The organism is Streptomyces sp. SID1328, from assembly GCF_009865595.1.
Classification (GTDB): domain Bacteria; phylum Actinomycetota; class Actinomycetes; order Streptomycetales; family Streptomycetaceae; genus Streptomyces; species Streptomyces griseoluteus.
On sequence record NZ_WWKH01000850.1, the window covers coordinates 1 to 15,224 of the forward strand.

Here is a 15,224-nt window from a genome sequence, read left to right on the forward strand (position 1 = left end):
GCTGGACAGGGGACGCACACCGTATGTGATCTGACATTCGGTCTATAGTTCGGCGGACCACGGCGCGCAGCGCCGTACGGGCCCGAACCTCTCCCCCCACTCGCGCCCGAGCCACTCATGGAACAAGGCTCCGAGCCGACGAGCGAGAGGACCGAGCATGTCGCACACCCCGGTGGGTCCGGGCCACCACGGAACGGACGCGCGGCCGGCCAAGCGGCGCCCCCGTCGGCGGCTGCGCTGGATCGGCGGCGGCGTCCTGGTGCTCGCGGTCGCCGCGGCCGGTGTCTCCTACGCGCTGTACAGCCAACTCGACGGCAACATAACGGGCGTCGACCTCGACAAGTCCCTCGGTGACGACCGCCCCGCCAAGCTGCCCACCTCCGGGCAGAACGTACTGGTGCTCGGCTCCGACTCGCGCGCCGGGGCCAACGCCGGGCTGGGCACCGGGCATGTCGCCGGAGCCCGCTCCGACACGGCGCTGGTGATCCACATACCCGAGGGCCGCAAGCAGGCCGTCGCCGTCAGCATCCCGCGCGACACCCTCGTCACCCGCCCCGAGTGCGTCAAGGACGACGGGACGAAGCTGCCGCCGGCGAACCGCGTCATGTTCAACTCGGTCTACTCCTCCGCCGGTCCGGCCTGTGTGGTCAAGACGGTCGAGAAGATGTCGGGCGTACGGCTCGACCACTTCGTGGAGATCGACTTCGCCGGGTTCAAGGGCCTGGTCGACGCGATAGGCGGCGTGCCCGTCACCGTCGACCGCGACATCCACGACTCCTCCAGCGGGCTGGACCTCGCCGCCGGCACCCACCGCCTCAACGGCACCCAGGCACTCCAGTTCGTCCGCACCCGGCACGGCATCGGCGACGGCAGCGACCTGGGCCGGATCGGGATGCAGCAGAAGTTCCTGATGGCCCTGCTCGCCGAGATCAAGAAGCAGGACCTGATGGGCAGCCCCACCAAGGCGTACGCCGTGGCCGACGACCTCACCACCGCGCTCACCACCGACTCCGGGCTCGCCTCCCTCACCAAGCTGGCCGAGTTCAGCCGCAGCATGAACGGCGTCGACACCTCCACCATGGAGACGATCATGCTGCCGGTCCAGTACGACACCCAGGACCCCAACCGGGTCGTGGCCGCTGAGCCTCAGGCCAAGCAGCTCTGGACGGCCCTGCGCTCCGACGGGACCATCCCCGAGTCGGCCAAGAAGTCGCCCGCGCGCGGCGGCGCCACCCCGTAAGGGCGGCGCCGTCACGAGAAGGCGGGGGTCATACCTCCCGCCAGGGCTCCAGCGCGAGACCCGGCTCGTCCTTGCGCCGAGTGAGGACGAGCCGTCCGGTCGACGGGGACAGCGCGGCCGCGGTCAGCATGCCGAGGTCCGCGTCGCCCGCGAGGAAGACCCGCGCGTCCGCCGGCAGCACCGGGCCCGACTCGGCCCACCAGGCGCCCGCCGACTCCGCCTCCGTGGGATACCCGGCGATGGCCACCCGGCCGGTCGCCGCGCGCTGCGCCAGCACGGTGCAGTCGTGGCCGTCGAGCCGGCAGCGCACCGCACTCACCGGGCCGGGACCGGCCGCGGGCAGCAGCGCCACGGGGGCCCAGCCGGGGCGCCAGGCGCAGATCATGCCCTCGATGTCCGTGTAGAACACGGTCGTGTGGTGCTCGGAGGTGGCGAGCGCGGCCAGGGTGCCGGGCCTGACCCGCGCCTCCAGCGACTCGGTGATGGTGATCTGCTTGCCCGGCTTCTCCTGGGTCCAGTGCACGATGCCGCCGGGCACCGCCCCGTAGACCGCGACCAGGCCGGTCTCCCCCGTCACCGCGGCCAGGCCGTTCTGGACCCGTGAGCCGTTCAGGTCGCGCCAGGGGGCCCAGCCGCCCTTCTCCCGCTGGGCGACCATGCTCAGGCCCTGGCCGCCGTTGACCACGAAGACATGGGCCCGGCCCTGGTGGTCCACCGCGACCGCCGGGTCCGATGTGACGGGTCCCTTGCGGTTGGGGTGGCCGAGCGGGGTCCAGTCCATGGCGGTGAGGTCGGGCCGGTAGTGCGTGGAGTGCGTCAGGACCGCCTCGCCGCCGGCCGCCGGCTGCCATGAGACGAGGTGGGCATAACCGTCGGCGCCCTGGCCCACTCCGAGGCCGGGGCGCAGTTTCTGTTCGCCGCCCACCCTGCGCGGGGCGGTCCAGCCGCCGCCCGGCCGGTGTTCCGCCCGCGACAGGACGCCGTCGTCCGTGGGGTGGTAGACACCGAGCCGGCCGTCACGGCCGCGTATGAGCCAGTCGCCGTTCACCGCATCACCATAAGCTGCCTGATCCGGGCTCCGGGCCGCGCCCCTGGGCGGCTCCCGTGGGACCCTGGCCCCATGGACGACGTACAGGGTGTTCCTGGCCAGGACGATCCCCTGCTGGCGATCGTGGACGGTGCCAATGTGATGGGCTCGCGGCCGGACGGCTGGTGGAAGGACCGCAAGGGGGCCGCCGAACGCCTGCGGGACCGGCTGGCCAGTGACGGGCTGCCGGGGCGGACCGACCCGGCGGAGATCGTGCTGGTGGTGGAGGGCGCGGCGCGCGGGGTCGAGTCGGTGCCGGGGGTGCGGGTGGAGTCCGCGCCGGGCAGCGGGGACGACTGGATCGTGGAGCTGGTCGCCGGGTCCGCCGGCCGGGACCGCCTGGTGGTGACCGCCGACCGCGAGCTGCGGCGCCGGGTGGGCGCGCTGGGCGCCGACGTCGCCGGTCCGCGTACGGCCCTCGGCTGAGGGTCTCCGGAGCGCGGACCGGCTCCGGCTCAGGTCGCCTTCGGGGTCTTTGTGGGCCGCTCCTCGCGGGCCAGGCGGCTGTGCGTGCGGCCGTAGAGGAAGTAGACGACGAAGCCGATCGCCATCCAGATGGCGAACCGCAGCCAGGTCTCGGCGGGCAGGTTCAGCATCAGCCACAGCGAGGCGCACACCGAGACGATCGGCAGCACCGGGACCAGCGGGGTGCGGAAGGCGCGGGGCAGGTCGGGGCGGGTCTTGCGCAGGATGATCACGCTGATCGCCACCACGATGAACGCGAACAGGGTGCCGATGTTGACCAGTTCGGCCAGTTCGCTCAGGCTGGTGAAGCCCGCGATGATCGCGATGAGCACGCCCAGCAGGATGGTCGGCCGGTGCGGGGTGCGGAAGCGCGGGTGGACGCGGGAGAAGAAGCGGGGCAGCAGGCCGTCGCGGCTCATGGCGAAGAAGACCCGCGTCTGACCGAGCAGCAGGATCATGCACACCGTGGTCAGGCCGACGGCGGCGCCGAAGCTGATGATGCCCGCGAACCAGGGATGCCCGAGCGCCTTGAAGGCGTCCGCGAGCGGCGCCTCCACCGACAGCTCGGTGTACTTCTGCATGCCGGTGACGACCAGGGACACCGCCACGTACAGCACCGTGCAGATCAACAGCGAGCCGAGGATGCCGCGCGGCATGTCCCGCTGCGGGTTGCGGGTCTCCTCGGCGGCGGTGGCGACGATGTCGAAGCCGATGAACGCGAAGAACACCACCGAGGCGGCGGTGAAGATGCCCAACACGCCGTAGTTGGCCGGGGCCCAGCCGAACATGAGCTGGATCAGCGGTGCCTTGAGGCTGGCGCCCGCCTCCTGCGGCTGGGCCGGCGGGATGAACGGCTTGTAGTTGTCGCCGCTCACGAAGAAGGCGCCCGCCACGATCACGATGAGGACGACGACCACCTTGATGGCGACGACGGCCGAGGTGATCCGCGCGGACAGCTTCATGCCGACCACGAGCACGCAGGTGAGCAGCAGCACCAGGGCCGCCGCCAGGATGTCGAAGCCGAACCCGCTCGCGCCGTCCCGCCCGGAGAGGTACGCCGGCAGGTGCCAGCCCCAGCTGTCGAACAGCGACCGGATGTACCCGGACCAGCCGACCGCCACCACCGCCGTGCCGAGCGCGAACTCCAGCACCAGGTCCCATCCGATGGTCCAGGCGGGCAGTTCACCGAGCGAGGCGTACGAGAAGGTGTACGCCGACCCGGCCACCGGGACCGTCGAGGCGAACTCGGCGTAGCAGAGGGCGGCCAGGCCGCAGACCACACCGGCGACGGCGAAGGAGATGGCCACCGCCGGACCCGCGTTGTTCTTCGCCACCTGGCCGGTCAGCACGAAGATGCCGGTGCCGATGATGACACCGACACCGAACACGGTCAGGTCGAGGGCGGAGAGGGACTTCTTGAGCGAGTGCTCCGGTTCCTCGGTGTCCCGGATGGACTGCTCGACGTTCTTCGTACGGAAGAGCGTGCTCACGTACCTACCTCCCACGCTTGTCGTCCTCGACATGATCGAGAGGGACGGGGTGCGGGTGCCCCGGCAATGGCAGGTTCACGCAACCGGGCCGGTTCCGCCACCTGAGGAGGCAGCAGAACCGGCCCGGTTACCGTGGCGTTCGGGTGGCTAGTCGCGCGCGGACTCGACGGAATCCATGGCGTCCGTGTCCTGGCCGAAGCGGCCGTCGATCTTGGCGACCAGACCGGTGACCTGGCGGGCGATGTCCGGGGCGGTCAGTCCGATCTCGGCCATGACCTCGGCGCGCGAGGCGTGGTCGAGGAAGCGGGGCGGGATGCCGAAGTCGCGCAGCGGCACGTCCACGCCCGCGTCGCGCAGCGCCTGGGCGATCGCGGAGCCGACACCGCCGACGCGGCTGTTGTCCTCGACGGTGACGACGACCCGGTGCCGCTCGGCGAGCGGGGCCATCGCCTCGTCGACCGGCTTGACCCAGCGGGGGTCGACGACGGTGGTGGAGATGCCCTGCTTGTCGAGCAGCGTGGCGATCTCCAGGCACATCGGGGCGAGCGCGCCCACCGACACCAGCAGCACGTCCGGGCGCTCGGTGCCCGGCTCGCGCAGCACGTCCATGCCGCCCGTCCGGCGCACGGCCGGTACGGCGGGGCCGACGGCGCCCTTGGAGAAGCGGACCACGGTCGGCGCGTCCTCGACGGCGACGGCCTCGCGCAGCTGGGCGCGGACCTGGTCGGCGTCACGCGGGGCGGCGAGCCTGAGGCCGGGCACGACCTGAAGGATCGACATGTCCCACATGCCGTTGTGGGAGGCGCCGTCGGTGCCGGTGACACCGGCCCGGTCCAGGACGAAGGTCACGCCGCACTTGTGCAGGGCGACGTCCATCAGAACCTGGTCGAAGGCGCGGTTGAGGAAGGTGGCGTACACCGCGAAGACCGGGTGCACCCCGCCGTGCGCGAGGCCGGCCGCGGAGACGGCGCCGTGCTGCTCGGCGATGCCGACGTCGTAGACCCGCTCCGGGAAGCGCTTGGCGAACTTGTCCAGGCCGACCGGCTGGAGCATGGCCGCGGTGATCGCGACGATGTCCTCGCGCTCCTCGCCGAGCTTCACCATCTCCTCGCCGAAGACGGAGGTCCAGTCGGCGCCGGAGGAGGCGATGGGCAGGCCGGTGTCGGGGTGGATCTTGCCCACCGCGTGGAAGCGGTCGGCCTCGTCCTGGAGGGCGGGCTGGTAGCCGCGGCCCTTCTCGGTGAGGCAGTGCACGATGACCGGGCCGCCGAACCGCTTGGCGCGCGCCAGCGCCGACTCCAGCGCCTCGATGTCGTGGCCGTCGATCGGGCCGACGTACTTCAGGCCGAGGTCCTCGAACATGCCCTGCGGGGCGATGAAGTCCTTCAGGCCCTTCTTCGCGCCGTGCAGGGTGTCGTAGAGCGGGCGGCCGACGACCGGGGTACGGTCCAGCAGGTCCTTGGTGCGGGCGAGGAAGCGCTCGTAGCCGTCGCTGGTGCGCAGGGTGGCCAGGTGGTTGGCCATGCCGCCGATGGTGGGCGCGTAGGAGCGCTCGTTGTCGTTGACGACGATGACGAGCGGGCGGTCCTTGGCCTCGGCGATGTTGTTCAGCGCCTCCCAGGCCATGCCGCCGGTCAGCGCGCCGTCACCGATGACCGCGACCACGCGGTTGTCGGACTTCTTCAGCTCGTTGGCCTTGGCGATGCCGTCGGCCCAGCCCAGAACCGTGGAGGCGTGGCTGTTCTCGATGACGTCGTGCTCGGACTCGCTCTGCGCCGGGTAGCCGGAGAGGCCGCCCTTCATCTTCAGGCGGGAGAAGTCCTGACGCCCGGTGAGGAGCTTGTGGACGTAGGACTGGTGGCCGGTGTCCCACAGCACCTTGTCGGCGGGCGAGTGGAAGACCCGGTGCAGGGCGATGGTCAGCTCCACCACACCGAGGTTGGGGCCGAGGTGACCGCCGGTCTTGGACACGGCCTCCACGAGGAAGGTCCGGATCTCCTCAGCAAGCTGGTTCAGCTCCTCCAGGCTGAGCCGGTCCAGATCGCGCGGTCCCGTGATGCGGGTCAGCAGCGGCACCCGTGCCTCCTTGCAAGTATGAGCTGATCGAGCTGTTGCCGGGCTTGATGAGTCTAATGTTCCGCCCCGGCGGCCGATGGCCGGGCGGTGCCCCCTGGGTCCCCCCACGGGTCATACGAACGGTCGCACCCCGTGAGCGGGGATGCGACCAGGAAAAACGCGGGAGCCCGGCGCTCCATCGCGCCGGGCTCCTGCCAAGCCTGCCGAGCTTACGCGCGGCCGGCCGACTTCTGGGTCTTGCGGGTCACCGCGTCGATGACGACGGTCGCCAGCAGGACACCACCGGTGATCATGTACTGCACCGGGGAGGGGATGCCCTGGAGGGCCAGGCCGTACTGGATCGAGACGATGACCAGCACACCGAGGAGCGCGTTCCAGGTGCGGCCGCGGCCGCCGAAGAGGGAGGTGCCGCCGATGACGGCCGCCGCGATGGCGTTCATCAGCAGGTCACCGCCGCCCGCGCCCTGGTTGGCGGAGGCGATCTTGGAGGCGATGAACAGACCGCCCAGCGCCGCGAAGGTGCCGGAGATGGCGAACACCGAGATGCGGACCAGGTCCACGTTGATACCGGCGCGGCGGGACGCCTCGACGCTGCCGCCGAGCGCGAACACCTTGCGGCCGTAGGCCGTGCGGCGCAGCACGAAGTCGGTGACGAAGAGGACCGCGACGAAGATCACGACCGCCAGCGGCAGACCCTTGTACTGGTTGAAGACGATCGCCACGGCGAAGGAGACCAGGCCCAGCAGCACGGTGCGCAGGATGATCTCGCTCAGCGGCTTCGACGGCACCCCGGCGGCGTCACGGCGCTTGTTGCCGAGGAAGGAGCTGACGAAGAACAGCACCGTCACCACGGCGGCCAGACCGTAGGCGGCGGCCACGTCGGAGAAGTAGTAGCTGGTCAGGTTGGCGACCAGGCCGTCGCTGTTCAGGTTGATCGTGCCGTTGTCGCCCAGGATCTTGAGCATCAGGCCGTTCCAGAACAGCAGACCCGCCAGGGTGACGGCGAAGGCCGGCACACCGATCTTGGCGAAGAAGAAGCCCTGGATGGCGCCGGCGACGGTGCCCGTGAGGATCGCCAGCACGAAGGCCAGCACCTCGTTCATGCCGTTGGTGATGTTCAGGACCGCGAAGGTCGCGCCCGCGACACCGGAGAGGGAGCCGACCGAGAGGTCGATCTCACCGAGCAGCAGGACGAACACGATACCGACGGCGATCATGCCCGTGCCGACCATGGCGACGGAGATGTCGGAGAGGTTGCCCGCGGTGAGGAAGTTGGAGTTCAGGCTCTGGAAGATGATCCAGATGACGATGAGTCCGACCACGACGGGCATCGAGCCCAGGTCGCCGGCCTTCATCTTGCGCTTGAACTCGCCCACGTAGCCCGCGAGTCCCTGCTCGCGCACCAGCAGCCGGGGGTCGACGGCGACACCGGCGCCGGGGGCGGCCTCCGGGTTCACCGCGGCGGCGTCACCCGCAGGGGTGGAGGTCTTCTCGATGCTCACTTCTTGATCTCCCCATTGGTGCGCGCCGCACGACGGGTGACGGCATTGTCCGAGGCGCCGGTGATGGCGGAGATGATCTCTTCCTGCGAGGTCGACTTGACCTCGAAGACGCCGTTGTTGCGGCCCAGGCGCAGCACGGCCACCTTGTCGGCGACCGCCTTGACGTCGGCCATGTTGTGGCTGATGAGGATCACGGCGTGGCCGCGCTCCCGCAGCCGCTCGACCAGGTCGAGGACCTGGGCGGTCTGCTCGACACCGAGCGCGGCGGTCGGCTCGTCGAGGATCACCAGCTTGGGCTCGCCGAGCATGGACCGGGCGATGGCCACGACCTGGCGCTGACCGCCGGAGAGCGAGGCGATCGGGATACGGACGCTGGGGATGCGGATCGAGAGCTGGTCCAGCAGCTCACGCGAGCGCCGCTCCATCTCGACCTCGTCCAGGATGCCCGCGCGGCGGATCTCCCGGCCCAGGTAGAGGTTGCCGACGACGTCGATGTTGTCGCACAGCGCGAGGTCCTGGTACACCGTCGCGATGCCCAGGTTCTGGGCGTCGTGCGGCTTGTTGACCTGGACGGTCTTGCCGTCCCATTCGATGACACCCTCATCGATGGGGTGCACGCCGGCGATCGTCTTGACCAGCGTGGACTTTCCGGCACCGTTGTCGCCCACCAGGGCGACCACCTCACCGGCGTGGACCTCCAGCGTGACATCGGTGAGCGCCTGGACGGCACCGAATCGCTTGGAGACTCCGCGCAACGCCAGCACGGGCGTAGCGGACACGTGAACCATCTCCTTCGCCGCCTGACCCGGCGGGAGGTTGTGCAGAAGTTTGGGGGAATTCCGTCCGGCGCCCCGCGCCGAGCTTGCGGGGCTGTGTGTATGCGCGGGGCGCCGGAGGAGCCTTGAGCGGGCCTCACCGTCCCGCCGGCGGGAATCCGGCCGGCGGGGGGAAGAAGGGGCCCGTCGGTTACTTCAGGCCGGCCTTGGCGCAGGCGGCCTTGTACTGGGCGGTGCAGATGTCGGCCACCGTGTAGACGCCGTCCTTGATGACGGTGTCCTTGATGTTGTCCTTGGTCAGCGAGGTGACGGCGACCAGGATCGACGGGACGGCCTTGGTGGTGGGGCTGTCGACCTTGTCCTTGGCGACGGAGTCCAGCGACTTGCCCTGCGCCAGGTTGACGGCCATCTCCGCGGCGGCGTCGGCCTCCGGGGCGTACGGCTTGTAGACGCTCATGTACTGGGCACCAGAGACGATGCGCTGCACACCGGCGAGCTCGGCGTCCTGGCCGGTGACCGGGACGTTGGAGATGCCCGCGGACTTGAGGGCGGTGATGATACCGCCGGCCATGCCGTCGTTGGCGGAGTAGACGCCGACGATGTTCTTCTTGCCCAGGGCCGAGATGGCGCCCTCCATGTTGGAGTTGGCGTTCTCCGGCTTCCACTCCTTGGTGTCGTACTCCTTGCCGACGTTCACCTTGCCGTCGAGGACGTCGTGCGCGCCCTTCTTGAACTGGGCGGCGTTCGGGTCCGTGGAGGAGCCGTTCATCATGACGATCTTGCCGGACTTGGCCTTGGAGCCCAGGGCCTTCAGGAGGGCCTCGCCCTGCGTCTTGCCGACGGTCTCGTTGTCGAACGAGGTGTAGGCGTCGATCGGGCCCTGCGCCAGGCGGTCGTAGGCGACGACGGGGATACCGGCGTCCTTGGCCTTCTGCACCGAGTTCTTGATCGCAGCGGCGTCCACCGCGTCGATGATCAGGACGTCCACCTTGTTGGTGATCATGGTGTCGACCTGCTGGTTCTGCTGGGTCGCGTCCTGCTTGGCGTTGGCGTAGACGACCTTGCCCTTGCCGTTCGTCAGCTCCGAGACCTTCTTCTCGATGAGCGGACGGTCGAACTTCTCGTAACGCGCGGTCTGGTTCTCCGGAAGGAGCAGGCCGACCGTGATCGCGTCGCCCTTCTTCTTGCTGTCCGTGGACTTGCTGGCACCGCCACTGGACTCCTTGGCACTGCCGCAGGCGGCCAGCGAGACGGCCATGGCACCAGCAGCAACGGCGAAGGCCGCACGACGCATACGCGTGTTCACTTCAGAAACCTCCCTGACGAGGCCGCGTCGTTGCGGCCGAGGTGGCTGGAAGTCAACTCGGCCACGCGTTCGGCGTCAAGAAGTAAATCCTTAACGAGATGGCAACGGTGCCATCCGTTATCTAAGTGAAGGCAGGAGCGACCACGGGCAGCGAGGCCGTGGCGGAGCCGTCGAGCAGGGTCGAATCACCCATTTCGCTCAGCGCCAGGGCGAGTGCCCCGAGCACCTCGGCGCGACCCCCAAGTGCCCCTGGAAGCACGGACAGTTGACGTCCCGCGCTGGGGATCGCATAGCGTCCCACGGACTCCCGGATGGGGGCCAGCACCAGCTCCCCGGCCTCGGCGAGATCGCCGCCCAGGACCACCCGGCTGGGGTTCAGCAGGTTGCACAGGTTGGCCACGCCGCTGCCGATGTGCCGGCCCACGTCGGCGATGACACGACGGCAGCCGGGGTCCCCGTCCCGGGCCAGCCGGACCACGCCCTCCATGGTCAGGGCGCTGCCGTGGCTCGGCTGGAGCAGCGGCAGGACGTAGCGCGCGGCGGTGAAGGTCTCCAGGCAGCCGCGGTTGCCGCAGCGGCACACCGGGCCCCCCTCGTCGAGGGTGATGTGCCCGATCTCCCCGGCCGTCCCGCCGGGCCCCCGGTAGATCTGCCCGTTGATCACCAGGCCGGCCCCGACCCCGCTGGCCACCTTGATGTAGGCGAGGTCGCGCACGCCCTTGCCGCTGCCCCAGACCAGCTCGCCGAGGGCGCCCAGGTTGGCGTCGTTGTCCACGTGCACGGGCACGCCGAGCCGTTCGCGCAGCTCCTCGGCGGGCCGGGTGCCGCCCCAGCCGGGGAGGATCGAGGTGGAGCCCAGGGTGCCCGACTCCACGTCGATGGGCCCCGGCACGCCGAGGCCGACCCCGGCCACCTTGCCCCGGTCCACGCCGGTGGCGGCGATCAGCCGGTCGATCAGCTCCTCGGCGCGGTCGAAGCCCTGCGTGGAGGAGGCGTCCACGTCCAGCGGCTCGGACTCCTCGGCGAGCACCTGGTGGGCCAGGTTGCCGATGGCCACCCGCAGGTGGGTGTGGCCGAAGTCGACGCCGACCACTATCCCGGCGTCCCCGCTGAGCGAGACGCTGCGGGCCCGGCGGCCGCCCGCCGAGGTGGGCGTGACCTCGACGGTCCCGCCGTCCTTCAGCTCGCGCACGATGTTGGAGACCGTCGCGGCGGACAGGCCGGTCGTACGGGCGATCTCCGCCTGCGTGAGCGACCCGGCCAGCCGCACCGCCCGTACGACTCGTTCCAGGTTGGCTCGGTGCAGCGACGACTGCGACCCCGGAGTCTCCATCGACCCATCCACTCCCGACATCGGCGGGCGGCCCCATCGCCGCCCGTGGCCCAGGTCACATCTGCGGAACCGGGCCACTTACAAGTTATGAACTCCAAGCTCTGCTGTAGGGGCAACCGCAGTCAAGTCCTTGACGGAAATCGCTGACTCCCGCCGTGATCCGCCGTCCCTCCTCCGAGTGAGTTTCAGCGCGTGACAAGGCCGTGACCAGGAGTGGCTTCATGCGCTGACGGCGGGGTTCGCCCGGGGTGACCGGTAACGATCGCAAAGTGACCGCCGATGTCCGGACGTGCGCCGGCCCCGGTGGGGCGCACCGGGGCCGGTCGGAGCCGTGCGGGAGGGGTGCGGTTACTTCAGCGCTCCCGACGTCAGCCCCGCGACCACCTGCCGCTGGAAAATGATGTACGCCGCCAGCACCGGCAGCATCGCCATCACCAGCCCCGCGAAGAGGCCGGACCAGTCGCCCTTGTAGCCCTGGCTGACGGCGAGTTCGACGAGCCCCTGGGTGAGCACCTTCGTGTCCGGGTCGGTGTTCAGCACCGTCGGCAGCATGTACTGGTTCCACTGGCCGAGGAAGTTGAAGATGCCCACGCTGATCAGGCCGGGCCTGGCCATGGGCAGCATGATCTGGAAGAAGGTCCGGGTGTGCGAGGCACCGTCCACGAAGGCCGCTTCGGCCACCGAAGTGGGCAAGGTGCGGAAGAAAGCGGTCAGGAAGAAGACCGTGAACGGCAGTGAGTAGGCGATGTAGACCAGGATCAGTCCATGGATCGTGTTCAGCAGCCCCATGTTGTTCACGACGTAGAACAACGGGACCAGCGCGAGCATGATCGGGAAGCTCATGCCGCCGACGAACAGGTAGTAGATGAACCGGTTGCCCGGGAAGTCGAAGCGGGCCAGCACATAGGCCGCCATCGAACCGAGCACCAGGGTGCCGATCAGCGAACCCCCCACCACCAGAACGGTGTTGAGGAAGTAGTCGCTCATGTTGGCCTCGGTCCAGGCGCGGGACCAGTTGTCGAAGTGCAGCTTGTCCGGCAGCGCCCAGGGCGAGCCGAAGATGGAGCTGTCGTCCTTGAACGAGGTCATCACCGCCCACAGCAGCGGCAGGACGACCATGACCGCCCAGATGACCAGCACGCCGTGCGAGAAGACGTTCAGGGCGGAGCCCTCGGAGCGCCGGCGGGCGCCGGGGCGGGGCGGGACCGCGTCGGTCTTCACGACGGGAGCCGGGGGCGGGACGGGAGCGTCGGTGGTTGTCATGGGGCTCAGTACTCCAGCCGCTCGCGGCGGCCCAGCCGCATCACGATCGCGGCGAACGCGAGGGTGACGACCAGCAGGGCGACGCCGATGGTGGTGGCGTAGGCGGCCTGACCGTCCCGGAACGCCTTCTGGTACACGTACAGGACCAGCACCGTGGTCGAGTAGTCGGGGCCGCCCGGACCGGTCGTCATGATCTGCACGACCGCGAACGACTCGGCGCCGAGCGCGAGGATGCCCATGTAGACCCAGCCGGACTGCACGGTGTCCCACAGCAGCGGCAGGGTGACCCGGAAGAACGTGGTCGCGCGGCCGGCCCCGTCCAGCAGCGCCGCCTCGTACAGCTCGGCCGGGATGGAGGCCATGCCGGCGCTGAACAGCACCACGAAGAAGCCGGTGGTGGACCAGACGAGCACCGCCATCACGCACCACAGCGCGAGGTCCGGATCACCGAGCCAGAGCGGCTGGAGGAAGTCCAGCCCGATGCCGCGCAGGAACGAGTTGATCGCGCCGCTGTCCGGGTTGTAGGCAAAGGCGAACAGCAGGGCCACGATGGCGATCGAGAGCACCTGCGGAAAGAAATAGACGATCTTGTAGAAGCCGGAACCGCGCACTCCGGTGACCACCGGACCGCCCGTTCGGTGCCGGCCGCCCACATTGATCATGAAAGCGAAGAACAGGGCCATGCCGAGCGTCACCAGCGGCAGCAGCAGGGCGAAGAGCAGGCTGTGCGTCAACGACTTCCAGAAGATGTCGTCGTGCAGCATCCGGGTGTAGTTGTCGACACCGACGATGCTGAATTCGGGGCTCAGGCCGGTCCAGTCCGTGAACGAGTAGTAGATGGACTGGATGAACGGCCAGATCACAAAGAGTGCGTAGAGCCCGAGCGGGGCCGCGAGGAACCCCGTGATGAACCCGTACTTGCCGTGCTGCATTGCCGGACGACCCCGTTCCTGGGACACGTGCTGCCGCTGGTGACGAACCCGTGAGGGGGTGTTACTTGTGCTTGTAGTGCTTGATGGAGGTGTCCTTGGCGGCCTCGTCGGCGAAGCCCTGGATCTTCTTGACCGTCTCGGCCGGGGTGAGCCGGCCGGCCATCATCTCGCCCAGGCCGCCGACCCCGATCTTCTCCTTCTCCAACTGGACGTACCAGTCGGGAATGCGCGGGTTCACCACGTTGTCCCCGGCCTTGTCCAGCGCCGCCACGCCCGCCTTCAGACCGGGGGTCAGCTCGATGCCGTCGATGCCGCCGTTGAGCGCGGAGAGCGACTTCACCTTGGAGGTGAAGTTCCGCGAGGACGCCTCGGAGAGCATGACGCGCAGTTGCTCCATGCCCCCCTCGGGGTTGGCCGCCTTGGCCGGGACGACGAAGGGCTCGCCGCCGGAGGCCCAGATGGTGCCGAAGGGCAGCTTGTCGGAGCCGTCCAGCCCGGACGGCGCCGAGACGGCCAGGTCGAAGTCGGCCGGGATGACGTTGGCCGACTCGTTCTCCACCCAGGAGCCGTTCGGTATGAACAGCGCCTTGCCCTTGGCCCAGGCGGTCTGCGACTGGATGTGGTCCAGCCCCGGCGTGCCGCGCAGGATGTAGCCCTTCTGGAACAGCTCGTAGTACGCCTCGAAACACGCCTTGACGGCCGGGTGCTTCCAGGCGTTGGGCTCCAGGTTGTCGATCGCGTCCAGCACCTCGCGGCCGCCGACCTTGGCGATCATCGGGTAGAGCGAGAAGGGCAGGTAGTACGGGTACTTGCCCGCGTAGGTCCAGCCCGCGATGCCCTTCTTCTTGGCCTTGGCGCAGACCTTGAGCATGTCGTCCCAGGTCTCGGGGTACTTCTCGTCCAGCCCGTCCAGCGCCTTCTGCGAGTACCAGACGCCGTACACGGTGTAGGCGTAGTTCAGGATCCACACCGGGTCGCCGTCGAACTGGCCCATCTCCACGATGCCCGGGCGCAGGGTGTCGCGGACCTTCTTGGACGGGTCGTCGTAGGACGGCGCGTCCAGCAGCGGGGTGAGGTCGGCGAGCTGCTTCTTGCCGACCAGGACGCCCATGTCCATCTGCTCGGCGCCGGAGTTGTCGATGAGGTCCGGCGGGTTGCCCTGGTTGAAGCGGGGCTGGAGGGTGGACTGGATCTTCTGGGTGGCGGAGAACTTCACCTGGGCCTTGGGGAAGGCCTTCTCGTACAGCTTCACCGCGTCCTCGGCGTACTCCTTGCCGAAGCCGCCGTCGAAGAGGACGAAGTCCAGCTTGGCGGTGTCGTTGACGCCCAGCGGGTTCTTCTCGGTCTTCTTGCCCGCCTTCGCCTTGTCCTGCCCGTCGCCGCCACTGCTCGCGCAGGCCGACAGCAGCCCCATTCCGGGGGCGGCCACCAGGCCGAGCGCCGCGGTGCGCTTGATCAGATCACGACGGCCGACGCCCTCGCTGCCATGCTGTCCGGTGGAACCCATGCTCAAGTCCTCGCCTTCTCCAGGACTCAGGCGGTGAACCGGATCTCCCCCCGGCACCGCGGTCGGGTTGTGCTGGCTCGTGCAGGAAACGCCGACAGGTATAGTCCACTTCCCGCCAAGGGGGCAAGATCGAATGCAAGGTCGGCCGCCGGTCTTTTCCGAGTTGAGACCTGGTGGAAATATCGCCGGGCTCCGCACACCCTGCCGGATGAATTACCGATATAGCCCCCTGAATGCCGCAGCCAAC

General features: G+C 69.2%; 12 protein-coding genes. 2 read left to right on the plus strand and 10 right to left on the minus strand.

Annotation, left to right across the window (positions count from 1 at the left end; translation table 11 throughout):
• The first annotated feature begins 157 nt into the window (after positions 1-157).
• Positions 158-1,240, plus strand: coding sequence for an LCP family protein (locus GT030_RS26830; protein WP_161203315.1), 1,083 nt, complete (start codon positions 158-160; stop codon positions 1,238-1,240).
• 28 nt (positions 1,241-1,268) lie between these two features.
• Here the strand turns inward: GT030_RS26830 and GT030_RS26835 are convergent, their stop codons facing one another.
• Complete coding sequence (locus tag GT030_RS26835) at positions 1,269-2,288, minus strand: hypothetical protein (protein WP_161203316.1); 1,020 nt, start codon at positions 2,286-2,288, stop codon at positions 1,269-1,271.
• A 72-nt stretch (positions 2,289-2,360) separates the two neighbouring features.
• Between GT030_RS26835 and GT030_RS26840 the strand changes: the two genes are divergently transcribed.
• Positions 2,361-2,753: an NTP pyrophosphohydrolase gene (locus GT030_RS26840; protein ID WP_161203317.1), complete on the plus strand. Its 393-nt coding sequence runs from the start codon at positions 2,361-2,363 to the stop codon at positions 2,751-2,753.
• Between the two features lie 29 nt (positions 2,754-2,782).
• Here the strand turns inward: GT030_RS26840 and GT030_RS26845 are convergent, their stop codons facing one another.
• From GT030_RS26845 to ngcE, 9 genes are all read right to left on the minus strand, one after another.
• Complete coding sequence (locus GT030_RS26845; protein ID WP_346009755.1) at positions 2,783-4,282, minus strand: amino acid permease; 1,500 nt, start codon at positions 4,280-4,282, stop codon at positions 2,783-2,785.
• 147 nt (positions 4,283-4,429) lie between these two features.
• Entirely contained in the window at positions 4,430-6,358 is a 1,929-nt protein-coding gene (dxs, locus tag GT030_RS26850) for a 1-deoxy-D-xylulose-5-phosphate synthase (RefSeq protein ID WP_161203319.1), read from the minus strand.
• A gap of 209 nt (positions 6,359-6,567) precedes the next feature.
• The gene (locus GT030_RS26855; protein WP_161203320.1) at positions 6,568-7,860 is read right to left on the minus strand and encodes a sugar ABC transporter permease; all 1,293 of its coding nucleotides are present in this window, start codon (positions 7,858-7,860) and stop codon (positions 6,568-6,570) included.
• Positions 7,857-8,648 carry an ATP-binding cassette domain-containing protein gene (locus GT030_RS26860; protein ID WP_161203321.1) on the minus strand — a complete coding sequence of 264 codons (792 nt, stop codon included), beginning with the start codon at positions 8,646-8,648 and terminating at the stop codon, positions 7,857-7,859. The genes GT030_RS26855 and GT030_RS26860 overlap by 4 nt, the downstream gene beginning before the upstream one ends.
• A 178-nt stretch (positions 8,649-8,826) precedes the next feature.
• The gene (locus tag GT030_RS26865) at positions 8,827-9,930 is read right to left on the minus strand and encodes a substrate-binding domain-containing protein (protein ID WP_161203345.1); all 1,104 of its coding nucleotides are present in this window, start codon (positions 9,928-9,930) and stop codon (positions 8,827-8,829) included.
• Positions 9,931-10,063: 133 nt separating this feature from the next.
• Positions 10,064-11,275, minus strand: a complete 1,212-nt coding sequence (locus GT030_RS26870) for an ROK family transcriptional regulator (protein WP_030802751.1) — start codon at positions 11,273-11,275, stop codon at positions 10,064-10,066.
• A 348-nt stretch (positions 11,276-11,623) separates the two neighbouring features.
• The gene (locus GT030_RS26875) at positions 11,624-12,538 is read right to left on the minus strand and encodes a carbohydrate ABC transporter permease (RefSeq protein ID WP_161203322.1); all 915 of its coding nucleotides are present in this window, start codon (positions 12,536-12,538) and stop codon (positions 11,624-11,626) included.
• 5 nt (positions 12,539-12,543) lie between these two features.
• Positions 12,544-13,470 (minus strand): sugar ABC transporter permease, encoded by a 927-nt coding sequence (locus tag GT030_RS26880; RefSeq protein ID WP_161203323.1) that lies wholly within the window; start codon positions 13,468-13,470, stop codon positions 12,544-12,546.
• Between the two features lie 61 nt (positions 13,471-13,531).
• Complete coding sequence (gene ngcE, locus GT030_RS26885) at positions 13,532-14,977, minus strand: N-acetylglucosamine/diacetylchitobiose ABC transporter substrate-binding protein (protein ID WP_161203324.1); 1,446 nt, start codon at positions 14,975-14,977, stop codon at positions 13,532-13,534.
• Positions 14,978-15,224 lie beyond the last annotated feature (247 nt).